Below are 18,700 nucleotides of genomic sequence, written 5' to 3' on the forward strand. Positions count from 1 at the left end.
CGGCTCGCGCCAGGGCTCTTTTTTTCTGACCGCTGACGGCTGACCGCTGGAAGCCCTATCATTCCCCCCGTCATGTATCTGGTCGTCGAAGGCCCCATCGGGGTGGGAAAAACGAGCCTCGCCGGGCGCCTCGCCGCGCGCTACGGGGCAGAGCTGAATCTGGAGGTCGTGGAGGAGAATCCCTTCCTGGCCCGTTTCTACGAGTCCCCGGAAACCTACGCCTTTCAGGTGCAGGTGTTTTTCCTGCTCTCGCGCTTCAAGCAGCTCTCGGCCCTCGCGCAGCCGGGCCTCTGGAGCGGCAACGTGGTCAGCGACTACCTCTTCGACAAGGACTTCATCTTCGCGGCGATGAATCTCAAAGACGCCGAGTTCGCCCTGTACGAGGACCTCTACAGCCACCTCTCGCCCCGGCTGCCCACCCCCGATCTGGTGGTGTACCTGCGCGCCGAGCCGGACCTCCTCCTCTCGCGCATCGGGAAGCGCGGGCGTCCCTTCGAGCGCGACATGCAGGCCGCCTATCTTCAGGAGCTGACCAGCCGTTACGACGAATATTTCCGCACGTACCCCGGCAGGCTGCTCACCGTGGACGCCAGCGGCTACGACTTCGTGGGGAGCGCGCGGGACGAGCAGGCGATTCTGAGCCGGGTCCACGAGGCGCTGCACGCGGAAAGCGCGGCGGACTGATGGACGGCAGTGAGTGGTCAGTGGTGAGTGGTGAGTGGGTCGGTGGTCTTTCCACTCCCCACTCCCCACTTCCCACTTCCCGGCGGCGGAGCCGCTGATGTACCTCGCCATCTCCGGCAACATCGGCAGCGGCAAGAGCACCCTGACGCGGATGCTCGCCGACCGCTACGGCCTGCGCCCAGTGTACGAGCCGTACGCGGAAAACCCCTACCTGGAGGATTTCTACCGCGACATGCGGCGGTATTCCTTCCACAGCCAGGTGTACTTCCTCTCGCGGCGGCTGGAGCAGCACCTGGGTATGGTGACGGGGGCGCGGTACGTGATTCAGGACCGCACGGTGTTCGAGGACGCCAACATCTTCGCGCGCAATCTCTACGAGTCCGGCCAGATGGAGCCGCGCGACTGGGCGACCTACCGGGGCCTGTACGAGGGCATCCTCCCCGCCCTGCGGGTGCCCGACCTCCTCATTCACATCGACGCCAGCCTGCCTACGCTGAAAAAGCGCATCGCGCAACGTGGCCGGGCGTATGAAAAGGACATCCCCGACGCCTACCTCGCGGGCCTGAACCGGCTGTACGACGAGTGGATTCGGGGTTTCGACGCCTGCGCGGTGGTACGGGTGCCCGGCGACACGCTCGACTTCGTGCAGGATCCCGCCGCCTTCCAGTGGGTGTGCGACCGGGTGCAGGCGCACGGGTTCGGGCTGCCGCTGCTGCGCTGAGGGAACGACTTTCGGGGGATGCTGCCCGCCCAGCGCAGGCTCAGAATCGGGACGTGAAGCGTTTCTGCCTGGGCCTGTGCGCCTGTCTGCTGCTCACCGGCTGCAATGACGACCGCATGGAGGCCCACTGGCCTGCCCCGCGAGGCATTCTGAACGGGCAATATGCCGGGATGGAGATGGTCGGAATCGACCGCTGGGGTGGGTATGGCGTGAATGGACGGGTGGCCGAGCAGTTCATCGAGCTGCGCTGTATCCAGCAACCCAGGCGCCGAATTCGCCGGGCTTACTGGCCGGGGCCGGAGTGGGCCGGGACGGTGGAATGGGGACAGGCAGGCGTAACGTACCGCCTCCCACGCGGCTGGCGAAGCCCGGACCTCCACCCCTTCACCTTCAGCCCGGCGGACGTGGCGCGACTGAGGGAGTGCCCCTAACCTAGCCCTTTCCCGCCCTTGACACACGAACAAGGGACAGAACCTGTCGGCCCTGTCCCTGATAGCCCAGTCCTGCTCGCTGTTCAGGCGTTCATCGCCTCGACGTTGATCTGCTGGGCGACCTGGGTGAGCTGCTCGTCGGCCTGCTTCTCCTCGTTCAGGGTCTGCTCCAGGAGCTGCACGGCGTCCTGGTCACCCAGAAGCTGGGCATAGGTGCGCGCGGTGCCGTATCCGGCGATCTCGTAATGCTCCATGGCCTGCTGGGCGGCGATCAGGCCCGCTTCCAGCACCTCGGGCGAGGCGTTCTCCTGCATCAGCTTCTGGGCTTCCTGCACCAGGCCCTTCATGCCCTCGCATTCCTCGCCGCCGGGCTGCTGGCCCAGCCGCTGGAAGATCTGCTCCAGGCGCTGGATCTGCCCCTCGGTCTGCTGGATGTGCATCTGCATGCCCTGCCTCAGCTCGGGCGTCTGGATCATCCCGACGCTCTGCTGCATCGCTTGCAGGCCCTGCTGCTCGGCGCTGTAGATGTCCTGGAGCTTGTGCACGTAGAGGTCCTGAAGGTCTTGCATTTGCATCGCCATATTCATTTCACCTCTGCCGAGTATTTTGACCGGGAACTGACCCTACCTTCCTGGCAGCAGACTCAAGAACATGAAGGCCGGGGTTTCAACGTCGCTTCATGAACCCAAGGCCGCGAGGCGTGTCGTTAAAGGGACGGCTTACACCCCGGCGTGGCCTACATGTTCCAACACATTGCCCAAGAGGCCTGTCACGTGCGCATCCGCGAGGCGGTAGTACACCACGCGGCCCTCCCGGCGCGGCGCGACGAGGTGCCCCTCGCGCAGCAGCCGGAGCTGGTGGCTCACGGCGCTCTCGCTCGTGCCCGCGATCACGGCGAGGTCGCACACGCACAGCTCGCCGGTGCTCAGGGCCGTCAGCAGCCGCAACCGGGTGGGGTCGGACACGGCCTTGAGCAGCGCGGCCGCCCGCGCAAGTGCCCCCTCGTCCGGCTGGGCGGCCCTGGCCCGCGCAACCGCCTGGGGATGCACGCAGGTCACCTCGCAGGTCTCGTCCCGGGGAGGAGTGCGAACAGTCATGGCGTCAGCATACGGCCCGGCCCAGCCCCAAAAAGAAAGCCCCCGCCTTTGCTAGCCTCCCCCCATGCGCCTGCCCGACCTCGCCGCCGCCCTGAACGTCCCCGCCCATGACCTCCCGAGTGTGGAGGTGCGCGGCGTGACGCACAACGCGGCGTGGGTGCAGCCGGGCTTCCTGTTCGTGGCGATCCGGGGGGCGCGGTTCGACGGGCACCACTTTTTGGGGGAGGCGCGGGCACGGGGCGCCGTCGCCGCATTGGGGGAGGGCCTGCCGGAGGGTGTCTCCTCTCCCCTGCCCTACCTGACGGTGAGGGACGCGCGGGCCGCCCTGGCGGACGCGGCGGCGGCGCTGGCCGGGCACCCCAGCCGCAGGCTCCGGGTGGTCGGCGTGACGGGCACGGACGGCAAGACGACCACGAGCTGGCTGACCCGCCACCTGCTGCGGGCGGCGGGCCTCCCCACCGGCCTGCTGAGCACCGTGGGCTACGAGCTGCCCGACGGCGTGCTGCGCCACTTCCCGGCGCACTTCACCACCCCGGAGGCTCCCCAGGTGCAGGCGGCGCTGCGCGAGATGCTGGACGCGGGCGGGCGGGCGGCGGTGCTGGAGGCGAGCAGCCACGCCCTGGCCCTCGACCGGGTGCGCGGGGTGGACTGGGACGTGGCGGTGTGGACGCACCTGAGCCGCGAACACCTGGACTTCCACGGCACCATGGAGAACTACTTCGCCGAGAAACGCAAGCTGGTGGAGCGCGCCCGTTTCGCGGTGCTGAACGCCGACGACCCCTGGACGGAGCGATTGACGGGCCTCGCCCCCGCCGGGACGACCTACTCCGCCGAAGGGGGGGAGGCCGACTGGCAGGCGAGCGGCACCCTGGAACGCGCGACCGGGCTGCACTTCCGCGTCACTTCACCACTCGGGGAGTTTGGCGCCGTGCTCCCCATGATCGGGCGCTTCAACGTGGCGAACGCGCTCGCGGGGATGGCGGCGGCAGCGCACCTCGGCGCGACCGTCCCGCACCTTGTGGAGGGCTTGAGCACCTTCCGGGGGGTGCCGGGGCGGATGGAACTCGTGCCGGGGACGGAGGGTGATCCGCGCGTGATCGTGGACTTCGCCCACACGCCGCCCAGCCTGGAAAAGGCCCTGTCTACTCTGCGCGCGACGACGAACGGCAGACTCTGGGTCCTCATCGGCTCGGCGGGGGGGCCACGCGACCCGGGCAAGCGGGCGCCGCTCGGCGAGGTGGCGACCCGGCTGGCCGACCACGTGGTCTTCACCGAGGAGGATCACCGCGACACACCGCTGGACGACATCCTGCGCGAGATGGAGCGGGGGGCGCGGGAGGCGGGCCGGGACAACTTCACGAGCATCGGTGACCGGCGGGAGGCCATCCGGCACGTGATCCGGGCGGCAGCCCCGGGAGACACCGTGCTCCTCGCCGGGAAGGGGCCGGAGGACACCCTCGAACGGGACACCGGGACGCTGCCGTGGGACGAGGTGGGCGAGGCGCGGGCGGCGCTGGCCGCTCGGCACGAAAGCTGATGCACCCTCTTCCCCGAACGTGTCTAATACCACCATGCCTCTCCCCCGCCCGGCCCTGGCCCTCACCCTGCTGCTCGTGCTCCCCGGCGGGGCGCGGGCGGCTTCCTCATACACCCTCCCGGTCAACCTGGGCACCCTGAAAAACCCGGGGCTGCTGCGGGGCGACAAGGATGCGGGCCTCCCCGCCCTGAACCCGGCGCAGCGTTCGGCCCTCTCGCGCCAGGGTTTCGTGATCGCGCCCACCCAGTGGCGGCAGTTCGACGCGGTGTACGAGGCGACCCGCTACGCCAATCAGCCCGTCTTCGTCACGACCGACGCGGTGCTGCACATCTATCACCTCGTCTTCGACAAGCTGCTGCGCGACCTGGAACGCGAGACGTTTGAGCCCGCCGCCCGCCGCATGACGGCCCTGCTCGTGGCCGACGCCCGCAGGCAGCGGCAGGCCCTCGCCGGAACGCCGCTGGAACCCGACGCGCGGCGGGCGCTGGCTTACCTGGCCGTGGCGCAGAAGCTGGCCGACCCGAGCAGCCCCATTCCGCCAGAGGTCGCGCCGCTCGTCCAGGCGGAACTCCGATTGATCAACGCCCATGCCGGACTCGCCGGGTCCCCGATCTTCGCCTCCTCCAAGATGATCGAGGACTACTCGCAGTACGTGCCGCGCGGGCACTACACCCGCTCGGAGGCGTTGAAACGCTACTTCCGCACGATGATGTGGCTGGGGCACATGAACCTGCGCGTGAAGGACGCGGGCGAGACGCGCACGGCGGCCCTCGTCACCCGGCTGCTGACCGGCAACGCGGAGGCGCAGGGGCTGTGGGCCCGGCTGTACGACCCCACCACGTTGCTGATCGGGGCGAGCGACGACCTGAACTTCCGGCAGTACGCGGCGACCCTCCAGACCGTGACGGGCGGGAACGTGCGGCAACTCGCCGACCCGGGAAAGCTCTCCGCCTTCCAGGCCGCGCTGTCAAAACTGCCCCCCCCGCGCGTGAACAGTGTCTTCGTGGTCGCCAAACCCGGCGAGGGCGTGGACGTGCGCCAGCGCGAGACGCTGGGCTTCCGGCTGATGGGGCAGCGGTTCACGCTCGATGGGGCCGCGCTGCAACAGCTCGTCTACCGCGAGGTGGGCACCGAGGACAGGCCGCGCACCCTCCCGCGCGGGCTCGACCTCCTCGCGGGGATGGGGAACGAGGCGGCGTTGAACGAGTTGCGGCGGCTGGGGGACGCCCGGTACGCCAACTACGAGAGGCAGATGGCGAAGGTGCGCGCCCAGTTCGGGGCCCTCCAACCCGCCGACTGGACCGCGAACGTGTATAGCGGGTGGCTGTACGTGCTTCAGGCGCTGGCAAAACCGGGGGCGCGCGACAGCCGTTACCCCGCCTTCATGCGGACGCCCGCCTGGACGCGCAAGGAGATGCTCACGGCGCTGGGCTCGTGGACCGAACTGCGGCACGACACCCTGCTGTACGCCAAGCAGACGATGGCCGAGATGGGCGGTGGGGGCGAGCCGCCGCCTCCCCACGGCTACGTGGAGCCGAACGGGCAGGTCTGGACCCGGCTCCTCGCGCTGGAGGCCCTGACGCGGCGGGTGCTGACGAGTCAGAAAATCCTCTCCGAGCGCACCGCGAACAACCTGTCGAACCTGCGGCAGATGCTGACCCTGCTGGACCGGGCCACGACGAAGGAACTCGCCGGGCAGGCCCTGACGACCGACGAGTACGACCAGCTCCGCTACTTCGGCGGCTGGCTGGAGGGGCTCAAGCTCGCCAGCACCGACCCCGAGCAGGAGGGCGGCACGGAAGGCACCCCTGAGTTCGACGAGACCCCCTATGCGGCGGTCGTGGCCGACGTGGCGACTGACGGCGGCAACGCGCAGGTGCTGGAGGAGGCGACCGGCACCATCCACGAGCTGTACGCGGTCGTGCCCGACGGTCGCGGCGGAATCCAGGTCGCGCGCGGCGGCGTGTACTCGCAGTACGAGTTCACGGTACCCCTCTCGGGCCGCCTGACCGACGAGGCGTGGCGCGCTCGACTAAAGGCCGGGCAGCTCCCGCCCCCCCACCCCTGGCTGAGCGGCGTCGTGGTGAAGTGAGCGGCGGGCGGGTCCTCCTCGCCCTGGCCGCGACGCTGGCCCTGACCTCGGGCGGGCGGGACGCGCCCCCGCTTACTCTCGCACTGGCGGGCGACGTGAGCCTGGCGCGGGGCGTGGCGGAGGCGAATGCGGGGAACTGGGGCGCAGCCCTCTCCGGCGTAGCGGAGGCCTGGCGGGCGGACGCGACCTACGGGAATCTGGAATCCCCCTTGACGGATGCGCCGCACCAGGGAATGGGAGTGGATCTGCGCGCACCTCCCGCAGGCGTGGCGGCCCTGAAAGCCTTCTCCCACCTGGGCGTCGAGAACAACCACGCGGGGGACGGCGGCGAGGTGGGGCAAAGCGGGAGCCGGAGGACTCTGCGCCGTGACGGGATTATTCCCATCACCCGCACGCTGACCGTGACGCGGGTTCAGGGCGTGCCGGTCGCCTGGATCGCCTTTCTGGACGACGGGCAGAGTCCACCGCCACTGGCCGCCATTCAGGAAGGCGCACGCCGGGCCAGATTCGTCGTTGTGGGCGTCCACTGGGGCGCGGAGTACAACCCTGTTACCGCTCGGCAACGAGCCCTCGCGCGGCAACTGGCGGCGGCGGGCGCCTCCCTAATCGTGGGCAGCGGGCCGCACGTCCTCCAGGGCAGCGAGCGCCTGGGCCGGACGCTTGTGCTGTACAGCCTGGGGAACCTGCTCTTCGACCAGCCGTACCCGGATACGTGGCTGGGGGCGGTCGTGCGGGTGGGGGTCGGGGCGGACAACCTGCGGGCCTGCGCTGTCCCCACCCGCTCCCGCGCGGGCCGCGTCACTCGGGCCAACGCGGAGGAACGCCGCACCGTTCTCGCCCGGCTGGAACTTCCCGCGTGTCCGGGGGCCGGGTGAGGGCCCTCCTCCCCCTCCTGCTGTGGGGCATGGCGCTGGCGGGGGGCGACGGGGACGGCTGGCGGGTCCTCCACCCGGACGGGATCTTGACCGCTGCCGGGGCGCTGTACCCTCCCCCCTCCTGCCCATCCCTGCACTTGCCCGCCTCCTGGGACGTGCGCTCGGGGGTCTACGCGGACGTGACGGGCGACGGCAGCCCGGAATGCATTCTTGCGGTGTGGCGGCCCTGGCGCGACTGGCCGATTACCCGTTGGTCGGCGTCGCCCTCGCCCATCGGGCAGAACCGCGACGCGCGGGGGGACAGTTCGCAGGTCGCCGTGCTCAAACCCGGCCCGGATGGCTCGTACCGCAACGTCTGGGTGGGAAGCGCCCTGTACCGCCCCGTCACGGCGCTGACCGTGCTGCCGGATGGCCGCCTCGTCACGCTGGAGGGGACTTATGCGGGGGGCCGCGCCGCAACTGCCGTCGCCCTGAGCGAGTGGACCTGGACGGGCTTCGGCTTCCGGCTGGAACGCCGGGTGGGGCTGCGGGCACGGGCGCTCAGCGTGGATGCGCAGGGCCAGCCCGCCGTGCGCTGAACTGGCCTACGCCACCCGGCTGATAGTCGAACCCGGGCGGGAACGGCAGAGTGGGCGCAGTCCACAGATGAAGGAAAGAAGGGAGGCGAGCCATGCCGCGAATACGACAAGATAGCCGGAGCAACGAGGCCGACGACCCAGGCGACCGGGACGGGGCAGCCGCCCCCCGGTCCTCATCACAGAGGGACGCCGCGAGCGACTGAAGGCGGCGCCCCCACGCAGGGACAGCACATGAACGGAAAACTAGTGACGAAGCTGGGCTTCGAGAAAAAGGCCGTGGCCCTCGCCCTCGCCGCCGCCACCCAGCGCGAGCGGGCGGGGCTGGGCCGCGAGGAGATTCTGAACGAGCTGCGTGCGGTGCAGGACAATCCGGGCGCGTTCCTCCCGGGTGGCGTGTATGCGGACCTCGCCGCCGAACTCACCGCCCAGCGAGCGAAGGCGGACGCCCGCCGCGGCGCCGAACTCCGCCCCACGCCGCTGCCCTACCGCGTGTGGGGCGAGGACCTGATCGAGCCGGGCGCCCGGCAACAGATGGACGTGGCGATGGTGCTGCCCATCTCGCGTGCCGGGGCCCTGATGCCCGATGCCCACGTGGGCTACGGTCTGCCCATCGGCGGGGTGCTTGCCGCCGAGGACGCCGTGATTCCCTACGGGGTGGGCGTGGACATCGGCTGCTCCATGCGCCTGAGCGTGCTGCCCCTGAAGCCTGACGCGCTGGGCACCGACGAGGCGCGCCGCCTGCTCCTGAAGCACACCCGCTTCGGCGCAGGGGTCGGCTTCGAGAAACGCGACCGCGAGGACCACGAGGTTCTGCACGAACAGACCTGGCGCGAGCAGCCCCTCCTGCGCCACCTCTTCGACAAGGCCGCCGAGCAGATCGGCACGAGCGGCAGCGGCAACCATTTCGTCGAGTTCGGCACCCTGACGCTCGCTCAGCCCGACCTGGGCTTGGAGGCGGGCGAGTACCTAGCCATCCTGTCGCACAGCGGCTCGCGCGGCTTCGGGGCGCAGGTGGCGAACCACTACACCAAGGTCGCGCAGGCCCTGCACCCGAACCTCGACGCCGCCGCCCGCAAGCTCGCCTGGCTGCCCCTGGGCACCGAGGACGGCGAGGGCTACTGGCAGGCGATGAACCTCGCCGGACGCTACGCCCTCGCCAACCACGAGCTGATCCACCGCCGCCTCGCCCGCGCCCTGAACGTGGACCCCCTCACCACCGTGAGCAACAGCCACAACCTCGCCTGGCGTCAGCGGGTAGGCGAACACGACCTGATTGTTCACCGCAAGGGCGCCACACCCGCCGAACGCGGCCAACTCGGCCTGATCCCCGGCAGCATGGCTGACCCCGGCTTCGTGGTGCGCGGCCTCGGCAACCCCGACGCCCTCGCCAGCGCCAGCCACGGCGCGGGCCGCCAGATGGGGCGCAAGGCGGCGGCCAACACCCTCGCCAAGAAGGACGTGCAGACGTACCTGCGGGAACGCGGCGTCACCCTGATCGGTGGCGGCATCGACGAGGCCCCCCAGGCCTACAAACGCATCGAACACGTGCTCGCCCGCCAGCGCGACCTGGTGGACGTGGTGGCCCAGTTCACCCCCCGGGTGGTGCGGATGGACACGGGGAGTGAGGACGTGTAGGGGAAGGAATTTTAAATAGAGGTGGAAGTTGCCCTGGCCTGACGCGCGCGTAGGTCGGGGCAGCTTTTTGGGTTGAAGGTTGGGGGCATAACTTGGCTGAGGAGGGCAGGCTGGCGCCTGCCACCCCCCACCCAACCTCCCCCGCAAGGGGGGAGGGGCCAAAAGAGCTAAAGCTTCAGCTCTTTAAAATCGTCTATTGTGGACGGCCGATTCCCACCCTTCGGCTCGCTCTCGCACCGCCTTCACCACGTCGGCTCGCGCAGCGAGACGGTGGGCACGCGACTCGGGACACAGCAAAATCAAACCTTGCGGGTTGAGAAAAGCGGCCACAGGCGAGGCGGGCGAGCCCTTTGCCCAGCGCAGCGCCGCTCCCCCTGCCCCCTCTGGGGGGTAGGGGGTTGGGGGGTGGGGGTAACCCGCAGCAAGACCCCCTGCCCTTCACCCCAACCCACCCGCCAACCTCTCCAGCAACGCCACCCCGAACGCCACTCCCTGCCCGAAGTGCTCCCGCAGGATGTTCTCGTTCGGCGCGTGGACCCGCCCGCCGATATTCCCGATCCCCGCCGCCACGCACGGCACCCCCAGCGCCTCCTGAAAGGGCTGCATCGGCCCACTCCCCCCGCTGGACGGCTGCACAATCGGCTCCACCCCATACGCCTCCCGCGCCGCCGCAATGCACGCCCGCACGAAGGGATGCCCCGCGTCCGCCCGTGCAGGCTTCTGGTGCGCCTCCAACTCGACGATCTCCACGTCCGTGAGCCCCTGCGCGTCGAGGTGGACCCGCAGCAACTCCAGCACCCGCGCCGGGTCCTGATCGGGCACCAGCCGGAAGTCGAGCTTGACGAACCCGTGGGCGGGTAGAACTGTCTTGCTGCCCTCCCCCTCGTACCCGCCGCCCCAGCCATTCACGTTGACGACGGGGTGGAGGTTCAGGCGCTCGTGATACTCCGGGCCGGTCGCCAGAGGGCGGGTGACGCCGTAAGTGTCACGCACGGCCTGCCCGTCCCCGGGAATCCGCGCGATGGCCGCCCGGTCCGCCTCGGATGCCTCCCGCACGTCGTCATAGAAGCCGGGGATGGTGATGCGCCCGGTGTCGTCTCTTAGGGAGGCGACCGCGCGGGCGAGGCGGTACAGCGGGTTGTCAATCACGGCGCCCAGGCTGCTATGCAGGTCCGAGGCCGCCACCCGGCAGCGCAGCTCCACGCACATCACGCCCTTGAGCCCCAGCGAGAGGACGGGCCGCCCGTCGGGGTCGATGCCGCCAAATTCCCACCAGCAGCCGTCCGCCCGCAGTTCCTCCGCGTGCTCGGTCACGAAGCGTTCCAGCGAGGGACTGCCGACCTCCTCCTCACCCTCGATCAGCCAGCGGACGCGGAGGGGGAGGGTGCCGCCGTGCCGCTCCTTCACCACGCGGATCGCCGCCAGGCGCGAGGCGAACTCCCCCTTGTCGTCCGAGGCGCCGCGCCCGTACAGCCGCCCGCCCCGCTCCGTGAGCTGAAAGGGCGGGCTCTCCCACAGCTCAACGGGGTCTTCGGGCTGCACGTCGTAGTGGTTGTAGATCAGCAGCGTGGCAGGCCCCTCACCCGCCTCGGCGACGAGGACGGGGGCCACCTCGCCGGGGTACTCGCGCACGCGGAAGCCCTCGGCCTCCAGCAGCCGGGTCACGAAGGCCGCCGTCTCGGGCAGCATCCGCCCCTGCGCCGACACGCTCTCCAGGGCGACGAGGTCGCGCAGGTCTTCGAGGCCGCGCTCGATGTGGGCCGTCAATTCAGCTTGGGTCACGGGGGCAGGGTAAGGGATGGAGAGAACTCCAGGGCCCTGACCTCTGGCTCACCGCTCGAAGTCGTGCGGGTGCTTCCTGTGCCAGTCCCAGGCTGTCCGCACGATCTCCTTCAGGTCGGTGAACTGCGGCTGGAAGCCCAACTCGTCCACGATGCGGTGGGCGTCGGCGACGAGGCGGGGCGGGTCACCCGGGCGGCGGGGGGCGATCTCGCGGGTGAGGGGCGGGAGGCCGTCCTCGGTAATCACGGCGTCCACCGCGTCGAGGACCTGGCGAACGGAAAAGCCATGGCCCAGGCCGACGTTGTAGGTGGCGGCGTCGGCCTTGCCGCCCGCCATCGCATTGACCGCCAGCACGTGCGCGTCGGCGAGGTCCTGCACGTGGATGTAGTCGCGGATGCAGGTGCCGTCGGGGGTGGGGTAGTCGTCCCCGAAGATCATCATCTTCTCGCGCTGGCCCAGGGCGGTCAGGCAGGCGAGTTCGATCAGGTGCGTCTTGTTGGGGTGCGCCTCGCCGATGTCGCCGCCGGGGGCCGCGCCGCACACATTGAAGTAGCGCAGGATCGTATACGGCAGCCCGTGAGCCACGTGGAAGGCGTGGATCATGTTCTCGGTCATCAGCTTGGTCTCGCCGTACACGCTCTCGGGGTGCAGGGGCGCGTTCTCGGGGATGGGCACGTTGTCGGTGGTGCCGTACACGGCGGCGGTCGAGGAGAAGACCAGCGGCACCTTGCGCGTCTCCACGATGCCCTGGAGGAGGTTCAGGCTGCCCACCACGTTGTTGCGGTAGTAGCGGCCCGGGGCGCGCATGCTCTCGCCCACCTCGATCAGGGCGGCGAACTGGATCACCGCGTCGGGCCTGTGGGCCTCCAGCGCCGCCTTCACGCTCGCCGCGTCGAGCAGGTCCGCCTGCACCAGCGGCACCCCCTCCGGCAGCGCCTGGGCATGCCCGCTCGACAGGTTGTCGAACACCACCACCTCGTGCCCCGCCGCGCGCAGTTGCCGCACCGTGTGCGACCCGATGTACCCCGCTCCTCCCACCACCATCAGCCTCATGGGGCACAGGGTAAAGGATGGCGGCGGCCCGGGGCTTTTCCCGGACCTTCAGGCTTGGGCGGTCGTTCCACGCACGACGAGCCGGGTGGGAAGCCGGACGCTCTCGGGCGTCTCCCCGCGCAGCAGGGCGAGCATCGCGCGGCCCGCGTGGGTTCCCTTGTCCTCGGTGGGCTGGTGGACCGTGGTGAGCCCCAGGGCGGCGCTGCTGGGAATGTCGTCGTAGCCCACCACACTCAGGTCTCCGGGCACGCTCCGGCCCAGATCGGCGGCGGCCCGCAGCGCCCCCTGTGCGAGCACGTCGCTCATGCACAGCAGGGCCGTCACGCCGGGGTGGGCGGCGAGCAGCCCCCGGGTGAGGTGGGCGCCGGACTCGGGGGAGTTGTCGGGGCTCTCGCACAGGTGCAGACCTGCCGCGCCCTCCAGACCCCGCCGGTACCCCTCCAGCCGGGCGCGGATGTGAGCATTGGGCGTCCCCTCTCCTCCCAGTGGCAGGGCGAGGACCCCGACCTCCCGGTGCCCCAGGTCCCGGAGGTGCCGGGCGGCGGCGTGGGCGCCCTCCTCGTCCTCGATGCCGACGAGGGGCAGCCCCTCCTGCGGCGCCTGGTCCACGAGGACGGCGGGCAGGGCGCGGGCACGGGCGGCGGCCAGGGCGGGGCTCGCGCCCGTGGTCGCGTACAGGATCACGCCGTCCACGCTGGCCGCCGTGACCGGGCTGGGTTCCGCTTCCCCGGCCCCAGCGAGCAGCAGCAGGTTCAGCCCCTCCTCCTGCACCGCCCGCGCCACTCCCCCCAGGAAGAGGCTGGCGGCGGGATCGGCGAAGGCGCTCTGGAGGGGGCTGTCGTACACCACCCCGATCACCCCGCTGCGGCCCCGCCTGAGGCTGCGGGCGAGGGGGTCGGGGCCGCTGTAGCCCAGTTCCCGGGCCGCCTTGAGCACACGGGCCCTCAGATCGGGGGACAGTTGGTCCGGCCGGTTGTAGGCGTTGCTGACGGTGGCGGGCGACACGCCGAGCCGGGCCGCCACGTCGCGCAGGGTCACGCGGCGAGGGGGCACCTTGGCAGGGGGCATGGCGGAATGCTAGCGTATGGATACGGCGTCTGAATCGATTCAGAGCACAGCCATAAACTCGCTCCCGGAGTGCCCATGACGGACCTGCCCCTCCTTCCCACCGCTTCCATTTCCCCCGCCCGCAGCGAGACCGCGCGCCGTGCGGTGGATGCCATCTTCCTGGTGAACGGGATTCTCTACGCCACCTGGGCGGTGAATATCCCGTCGGTCCGCGACGGGCTGGGCCTCACGGCGGCGCAGGTGGGGCTCGCGCTGCTGGCGGTGGGGCTGGGGAGCCTCGCCAGCATGCCGCTGATGGGGGGGTGGACGGCCCGCTTCGGCAGCGCGCGGGTCACGCGGGTCGCCGTGGTGCTGGCGATGCTCTCGTTGCTGCCGCCCCTGCTCGCGCCGAACCTCGCCACGCTGGTGCTCACCCTGGCCGTCATGGGGGCGGCGAACGGCGCCCTGGATGTCGCCATGAATGCCCAGGGGGTGACGGTCGAGCGGCGGCTCTCGCGGCCCGTCATGAGCCGCTTCCACGCCTACTTCAGCCTGGGGGGCGTGGTCGGGGCGCTCCTGGGCACCCTGCTGGTGGGGCGGGTGCCGCTGCTCGCCCACGGCCTGCTCGTGGTGGGGGCGACCACCCTGGCCGGGGCTCTCGCGGGGCGCCTGCTGCTGCCCGACCTCCCGGACCCGCAAGCGGCGGAGGCCCGGGGTGGCCGTTCCCCCGCCCGTCTGAGCCCCGCCGTGCTGCTGCTGGGCGCCCTGTGCTTCCTGGGGATGCTCTCGGAGGGCGCGAACTACGACTGGGCGGCGCTGTACTTCCGGGACGTGCTGGGCCTGGCGGGGGGCAACTCGGGCATCGGGTACGCGGCCTTCGTGATCGCCATGACGCTGGGCCGCTGGTTCGGTGACGCCGCCCGCGCCCGCCTCGGCGACGAGCGGACGGTGCGCGCGGGGGCACTCCTCACCGCCGCCGGGCTGGGCCTCGCGCTGCTCGTGCGGGACCCGCTGCCCGCCACCCTGGGTTTCGCGCTCTCGGGCCTGGGCCTCAGCAACGTGGTGCCCGTGCTGTACGGCACCGCCGGGCACGCGCTCGCCGGGCGGGGCATCGCGCAGGTCGCCACCATCGGCTACGCGGGCTTCCTCCTCGGCCCCCCGGCCATCGGCTTCGTCGCCGAGCATGTCGGCCTTCCCGCCGCGCTCGGGCTCGCGCTCGCCGGGGCGGCCCTGGTGGCGGCGCTGGGGGGACGGGCCTTCATCCTCGTCCGGGGTCGGCAAGGGGCAGGAGGGGCCTAGCCTTCTCCCCGCCCCCTATCTCCCCACGTAGCGGGCGCGGGGGCGGATGAACTGCCCGTGCGTGCGCGCCTCGATGGCGTGAGCCAGCCAGCCCGAGGTGCGGCCGAGCGCGAACAGCGTGACGGCGTCCTCTGCCCCCCGATTGAGCACCCGCACCAGCGCGGCCAGGGCGAGGTCGATGTTGGGGGCCTCGCCCGTCTCCCCCGCCAGATGGTCGGCGAGCGCGAGGACGGCCCGGACGGTGGGTGATTGTGGGAACGCCCCCCCGAGCGCGGACAGCAGGGCGCGGGCCCGCGGGTCCCCCTGGGGATAGAGCCGGTGCCCGAAGCCGGGAGGGTGGCCGTGGCGGCGGGTCGCCTCCCGCAGGGCCGCCCCGGGGTTCCCGTCCAGCGCCTCCCCCAGCAGGTCGAAGGCGGCCATCCCTGCCAACCCATGCCGCGTGCCCTGCACCGCCGCCAGCGCGGCGAGCGTCGAGTGGGGGAGGCTGGCGCCCCCACCCGCGGCCACCCGTGCGGCGAAGGCGCTCACGTTCAACTCGTGGTCGGCCAGCAGCACGAGCGCGCGCCGGAGAAGGTCGGCCCCCCCGGCCCCACTTCCCCAGGCCCGGGCCAGGCGCGCGTGCAGCGGCAGGTCCGGGGCCGGGGGCACCCCCAGGTGACGCTCCAGCGTGCCGTAGAGCAGGTTCAGCACCCGGGCGGCCGCGGCGGGCAGAACCTCGGGGCGTCCGTCCAGGGCCGCCAAATCATGCGCCCCCGCGTGTACGAGGGCGAACCCCAGGGCCTCCAGCGCCGTGCCCGCCCGCGGAAGCGGCGCGAGCGTGAGCCGTGCGCGCAGCGGAAGTCGCTTCCAGGTTCCCGCGTCGCCCGTCCACAGCAGCGCAGCGACCTCCTCCACCGCCGCGGTCTCGGCCAGGGCGGGGGCGTCCTGCCCCCGGTAGCTCAACTGTCCGTCCGCGATGAGCGTCAGGGCGCTGTCGAGCACCGGCATGCCCCACGAGAGGGCGCCCTGCACCGCCTCCTCCGCCCTGGCCTCCGGGTCACGCCGCGCGCCCTGGCGCCGCCGCAGGTTCTGCACGTCCTCCGCGTGGTAGCGCCGCTCCCGGCTGCCCGCCGGGCCGGGCTCGCTGCGGATCAGCCCCCGCGAGACGTAGGCGTACAGCGTCGCCGGCTTCACGCCCAACAGGGCCGCCGCCTCAGCCGTGGTCAGGGTTCGGGGAGGTGTCATATCAGGGCTCTCGCAGAGTAATCACGGGGAGAACAAAACACCGAAAGCATACTTTCACCCCAACATTGATTCCCGAATCAAGATTGACGGTGAATATTGACAGGTCTACCGTGCGGGCATGACGACCCTGCCCCCTGTGCCCGACGTATCAGAACCCAATCTCTTCCCAGACGCTTTTCCCCCCGACGGATTTCCCCGCGTGGTCTGGGAGGAGGGGAAACGGCCCTCCAGCCTTCCCCCCGTCGCCTGGACCACCGAAACCACCCACCGCGACGGCCAGCAGGGCGGGCTGCCCCTGACCGCGGAGGATGGCCTCGCCATCTACGACCTGATGGGGGCCTTCACGGGGGAGTCGGGCGCGATCCGGCAGGCCGAGTTCTTCGTGTACCGCCCGGCCGACCGCGTGATGCTGGAGGGGGCCCTGGAACGCTGGAGGGGCGGCCACCCCGTCGAGCCGACGACGTGGATTCGCGCGACCCGGGGCGACGCGGCCCTCGTGGCCGGGCTGGGCGTGCGCGAGACGGGGATGCTCGCCAGCGCGAGCGACTACCACACCTTCTACAAGTTCACGCCGGGGGGCCGCGCTCAGGCGGCACACACCTATCTCGACGCGGTGCGGGCCGTGCTCGACGCCGGCCTGCGCCCCCGACTGCACCTGGAGGACGCTACTCGCGCCCCCCGCGAGTTCATCCTACCGTTCGTGGCGGCGGTGCAGGAAATCGCCGCCCCCTACGGCGAGGACCAGGCCCCCCGATTCCGTGTCTGCGACACGATGGGGCTCGGCCTGCCGCTGGAGGGCGTCGCCTGGCCCCGCAGCGTGCCCGGCATGCTGGGCGAGCTGATCGCGGCGGGCGTTCCCGGCGAGCGGCTGGAATTTCACCCCCACAACGACACGCATCTGGTGGTCGCCAACTGCCTCTCCGCCGTTCTCGCGGGTTGCGCGGCGATCAACGGCACCCTGCTGGGCAAGGGCGAACGCACGGGGAACGCGCCGCTGGAGGGCGTGCTGCTGCACCTAATCGGCCTGGGGCTGCTGCCCGGAGAGCCCGACTACCGCGCGCTGAACGACCTGGCCGACCTCTACGAGCGGCTGGGGCAGGGCGTTCCGGCGAAGTACCCGCTCTACGGCCGGGACGCGCACCGCACCCGCGCGGGAATTCACGCCGACGGGCTGAACAAGTTCTGGCCCATGTACGCCCCCTTCGACGTGCCCCGCCTGCTGGGCCGACCCCTGACGCTCAGCCTCACCAAGGACAGCGGCCTGGCGGGGCTCATCTTTCTGATCAAGGGGCACACGGGTGTGGAGCTGGGCAAGGATCATCCCGGCCTGCGCGCCCTGCACGCCAGCCTGACCACCGAGTTCGACGCGGGCCGCCAGACCGCCATCGAGTGGGAGGAGATCGAGACCCGCGCCCGCTCGCTCGTCTGAGCCGGAGCGGGGGCGTGTTAGCCTCGGACATGCCGCTTGAAGACTACCGCGTGCCCCCAGGCCAGCCTGTCCAGCTCAGCCGCTGGGCCACCGATGACGACGACGGCCTTTCCAAGAAGCAAGGGCAGGCGCTGCTGCCCGACCTGGAAGAACGGCTCGCCGACCTCCAGGAGCGCCTCTACGCCGAGGGACGGCAGGCACTCCTCATCGTGTTGCAGGCGCGCGACGCGGGCGGCAAGGACGGCACCGTGAAGCGGGTGATCGGGGCTTTTAACCCCAACGGCGTGCAGATCAGCAACTTCAAGGTGCCGACTGAGGAGGAACGGGCTCACGACTTCCTGTGGCGCATCCATGCCCGCGTGCCCCGTCTCGGCATGATCGGCGTCTTCAACCGCAGCCACTACGAGGACGTGCTGGTTCCGCGTGTCCACGGCCTGATCGACCCCCCAACCGCCGAGCGCCGCCTGGAACACATTCGCGCCTTCGAATCCCTGCTGACCGATTCGGGGACCCGGATCGTCAAGTTCTACCTGCACATCAGCCCCGAGGAGCAGCGGCGGCGGCTCCAGGCCCGATTAGACGACCCCAGCAAGCACTGGAAATTCAACCCCGGCGACCTGGAGGAGCGGGCCCACTGGGACGACTACACCGCCGCCTACGAGGCGATGCTGACCACCAGCGCGGCCTCGGCGCCCTGGTACGTCATTCCCGCCGACCGCAAATGGTTTCGCAACCTCCTCGTCAGCCAACTTCTGATTCAGACGTTAGAGGAAATGAATCCGCAGTATCCAGCACCGACGTTCGATCCGGCGAACGTCCGGGTTGAGTAGAGCGGGGAGCCGGGCCGATGGGACGCGGGAAAAACACCATCTCCTTCAGAAGACGACGCCGTGATACGTCTGGGCCCACCCGTGGCAGACACTCCGGCCATCCAAAGTCATAGTCATACAGCCGTTCGGTTGCTCTCCCCACGGTGAGTGCAGACGTGAAACCACCGCTCTTTCCCCAGGGCCGCTTGCGCTCTCGCCGCGTTATCAAGACCGGACGATACCTCCTCTACAGCTTCCCAGGTGATGACAGGTGTATGTGGGCCGTTCCACGAGATACAGGCGGCTTCCAGCACGGACGGCTCAGCAAGAGTGCGAAGACGAAAAAAGTCCTTAACAGTCGAGCGTCAGCAGAAGCCATACACCGGGGCTACCAGCAGGCAACAACG

Annotated in this window: 17 protein-coding genes; 11 read left to right on the forward strand and 6 right to left on the reverse strand. The window is 70.6% G+C overall.

Annotated elements, in window-relative coordinates; translation table 11 throughout:
• Nucleotides 1–72: 72 nt before the first annotated feature.
• The 3 genes from DAERI_RS17060 to DAERI_RS17070 all read left to right on the forward strand — a co-directional run bounded on the left by DAERI_RS17060 (nt 73) and on the right by DAERI_RS17070 (nt 1,836).
• Nucleotides 73–684, forward strand: a complete 612-nt coding sequence (locus DAERI_RS17060; RefSeq protein ID WP_103130641.1) for a deoxynucleoside kinase — start codon at nt 73–75, stop codon at nt 682–684.
• 97 nt (nt 685–781) lie between these two features.
• Nucleotides 782–1,405, forward strand: coding sequence for a deoxynucleoside kinase (locus tag DAERI_RS17065; protein WP_103130642.1), 624 nt, complete (start codon nt 782–784; stop codon nt 1,403–1,405).
• A 53-nt stretch (nt 1,406–1,458) separates the two neighbouring features.
• On the forward strand, nt 1,459–1,836 hold the full coding sequence (locus tag DAERI_RS17070; protein WP_103130643.1) for a hypothetical protein: 378 nt from the start codon (nt 1,459–1,461) through the stop codon (nt 1,834–1,836).
• Nucleotides 1,837–1,919: 83 nt separating this feature from the next.
• Here DAERI_RS17070 and DAERI_RS17075 read toward each other — a convergent pair whose 3' ends face one another.
• Together DAERI_RS17075 and DAERI_RS17080 are read right to left on the reverse strand one after the other, a co-directional pair.
• Nucleotides 1,920–2,417: a ferritin-like domain-containing protein gene (locus tag DAERI_RS17075; protein WP_165794257.1), complete on the reverse strand. Its 498-nt coding sequence runs from the start codon at nt 2,415–2,417 to the stop codon at nt 1,920–1,922.
• A 138-nt stretch (nt 2,418–2,555) separates the two neighbouring features.
• Nucleotides 2,556–2,933 carry an ArsR/SmtB family transcription factor gene (locus tag DAERI_RS17080; protein ID WP_103130645.1) on the reverse strand — a complete coding sequence of 126 codons (378 nt, stop codon included), beginning with the start codon at nt 2,931–2,933 and terminating at the stop codon, nt 2,556–2,558.
• A gap of 64 nt (nt 2,934–2,997) precedes the next feature.
• Between DAERI_RS17080 and DAERI_RS17085 the strand changes: the two genes are divergently transcribed.
• The 5 genes from DAERI_RS17085 to DAERI_RS17105 all read left to right on the forward strand — a co-directional run bounded on the left by DAERI_RS17085 (nt 2,998) and on the right by DAERI_RS17105 (nt 9,650).
• Nucleotides 2,998–4,470 (forward strand): UDP-N-acetylmuramoyl-L-alanyl-D-glutamate--2,6-diaminopimelate ligase, encoded by a 1,473-nt coding sequence (locus tag DAERI_RS17085; RefSeq protein WP_103130646.1) that lies wholly within the window; start codon nt 2,998–3,000, stop codon nt 4,468–4,470.
• Nucleotides 4,471–4,504: 34 nt separating this feature from the next.
• A complete protein-coding gene (locus DAERI_RS17090) occupies nt 4,505–6,562 on the forward strand; it encodes a DUF3160 domain-containing protein (RefSeq protein ID WP_103130647.1) in 2,058 nt (685 codons plus the stop codon).
• Entirely contained in the window at nt 6,559–7,437 is an 879-nt protein-coding gene (locus DAERI_RS17095) for a CapA family protein (protein WP_103130648.1), read from the forward strand. The genes DAERI_RS17090 and DAERI_RS17095 overlap by 4 nt, the downstream gene beginning before the upstream one ends.
• Complete coding sequence (locus DAERI_RS17100; RefSeq protein WP_103130665.1) at nt 7,434–8,015, forward strand: hypothetical protein; 582 nt, start codon at nt 7,434–7,436, stop codon at nt 8,013–8,015. Before DAERI_RS17095 ends, DAERI_RS17100 begins: the two co-directional genes overlap by 4 nt.
• A 231-nt stretch (nt 8,016–8,246) precedes the next feature.
• Nucleotides 8,247–9,650: an RtcB family protein gene (locus tag DAERI_RS17105; RefSeq protein ID WP_103130649.1), complete on the forward strand. Its 1,404-nt coding sequence runs from the start codon at nt 8,247–8,249 to the stop codon at nt 9,648–9,650.
• Between the two features lie 438 nt (nt 9,651–10,088).
• Here the strand turns inward: DAERI_RS17105 and DAERI_RS17110 are convergent, their stop codons facing one another.
• The 3 genes from DAERI_RS17110 to DAERI_RS17120 are packed head-to-tail and all read right to left on the reverse strand — an operon-like array spanning nt 10,089 to nt 13,553.
• Nucleotides 10,089–11,432, reverse strand: coding sequence for a M20/M25/M40 family metallo-hydrolase (locus DAERI_RS17110; protein WP_103130650.1), 1,344 nt, complete (start codon nt 11,430–11,432; stop codon nt 10,089–10,091).
• Between the two features lie 48 nt (nt 11,433–11,480).
• Nucleotides 11,481–12,485, reverse strand: coding sequence for a UDP-glucose 4-epimerase GalE (galE, locus tag DAERI_RS17115; RefSeq protein ID WP_103130651.1), 1,005 nt, complete (start codon nt 12,483–12,485; stop codon nt 11,481–11,483).
• Nucleotides 12,486–12,533: 48 nt separating this feature from the next.
• The gene (locus DAERI_RS17120; protein WP_103130652.1) at nt 12,534–13,553 is read right to left on the reverse strand and encodes a LacI family DNA-binding transcriptional regulator; all 1,020 of its coding nucleotides are present in this window, start codon (nt 13,551–13,553) and stop codon (nt 12,534–12,536) included.
• Nucleotides 13,554–13,628: 75 nt separating this feature from the next.
• Between DAERI_RS17120 and DAERI_RS17125 the strand changes: the two genes are divergently transcribed.
• Entirely contained in the window at nt 13,629–14,831 is a 1,203-nt protein-coding gene (locus DAERI_RS17125) for an MFS transporter (RefSeq protein WP_103130653.1), read from the forward strand.
• A 15-nt stretch (nt 14,832–14,846) separates the two neighbouring features.
• Here the strand turns inward: DAERI_RS17125 and DAERI_RS17130 are convergent, their stop codons facing one another.
• On the reverse strand, nt 14,847–16,055 hold the full coding sequence (locus DAERI_RS17130) for a citrate synthase family protein (protein WP_103130654.1): 1,209 nt from the start codon (nt 16,053–16,055) through the stop codon (nt 14,847–14,849).
• Between the two features lie 118 nt (nt 16,056–16,173).
• Here DAERI_RS17130 and DAERI_RS17135 point away from each other — a divergent pair, with 118 nt between their 5' ends.
• Nucleotides 16,174–17,484: a hydroxymethylglutaryl-CoA lyase-like TIM-barrel protein gene (locus DAERI_RS17135; protein ID WP_103130655.1), complete on the forward strand. Its 1,311-nt coding sequence runs from the start codon at nt 16,174–16,176 to the stop codon at nt 17,482–17,484.
• A 29-nt stretch (nt 17,485–17,513) separates the two neighbouring features.
• Complete coding sequence (locus DAERI_RS17140) at nt 17,514–18,314, forward strand: polyphosphate kinase 2 family protein (protein WP_103130656.1); 801 nt, start codon at nt 17,514–17,516, stop codon at nt 18,312–18,314.
• Nucleotides 18,315–18,700 lie beyond the last annotated feature (386 nt).

Origin of the sequence: Deinococcus aerius, assembly GCF_002897375.1 — a bacterium.
Taxonomy (GTDB): Bacteria; Deinococcota; Deinococci; order Deinococcales; family Deinococcaceae; genus Deinococcus; species Deinococcus aerius.

Bases quoted from the DNA above. Each gene is read 5' to 3' on its own strand.
- DAERI_RS17065 (WP_103130642.1), top strand. From the start codon at position 782: ATGTACCTCGCCATCTCCGGCAACATCGGCAGCGGCAAGAGCACCCTG.
- DAERI_RS17135 (WP_103130655.1), top strand. From the start codon at position 16,174: ATGACGACCCTGCCCCCTGTGCCCGACGTATCAGAACCCAATCTCTTC.
- galE (WP_103130651.1), bottom strand. From the start codon at position 12,485: ATGAGGCTGATGGTGGTGGGAGGAGCGGGGTACATCGGGTCGCACACG.
- DAERI_RS17130 (WP_103130654.1), bottom strand. From the start codon at position 16,055: ATGACACCTCCCCGAACCCTGACCACGGCTGAGGCGGCGGCCCTGTTG.
- DAERI_RS17075 (WP_165794257.1), bottom strand. From the start codon at position 2,417: ATGGCGATGCAAATGCAAGACCTTCAGGACCTCTACGTGCACAAGCTC.
- DAERI_RS17060 (WP_103130641.1), top strand. From the start codon at position 73: ATGTATCTGGTCGTCGAAGGCCCCATCGGGGTGGGAAAAACGAGCCTC.
- DAERI_RS17125 (WP_103130653.1), top strand. From the start codon at position 13,629: ATGACGGACCTGCCCCTCCTTCCCACCGCTTCCATTTCCCCCGCCCGC.
- DAERI_RS17090 (WP_103130647.1), top strand. From the start codon at position 4,505: ATGCCTCTCCCCCGCCCGGCCCTGGCCCTCACCCTGCTGCTCGTGCTC.
- DAERI_RS17085 (WP_103130646.1), top strand. From the start codon at position 2,998: ATGCGCCTGCCCGACCTCGCCGCCGCCCTGAACGTCCCCGCCCATGAC.
- DAERI_RS17120 (WP_103130652.1), bottom strand. From the start codon at position 13,553: ATGCCCCCTGCCAAGGTGCCCCCTCGCCGCGTGACCCTGCGCGACGTG.
- DAERI_RS17080 (WP_103130645.1), bottom strand. From the start codon at position 2,933: ATGACTGTTCGCACTCCTCCCCGGGACGAGACCTGCGAGGTGACCTGC.
- DAERI_RS17105 (WP_103130649.1), top strand. From the start codon at position 8,247: ATGAACGGAAAACTAGTGACGAAGCTGGGCTTCGAGAAAAAGGCCGTG.
- DAERI_RS17140 (WP_103130656.1), top strand. From the start codon at position 17,514: ATGCCGCTTGAAGACTACCGCGTGCCCCCAGGCCAGCCTGTCCAGCTC.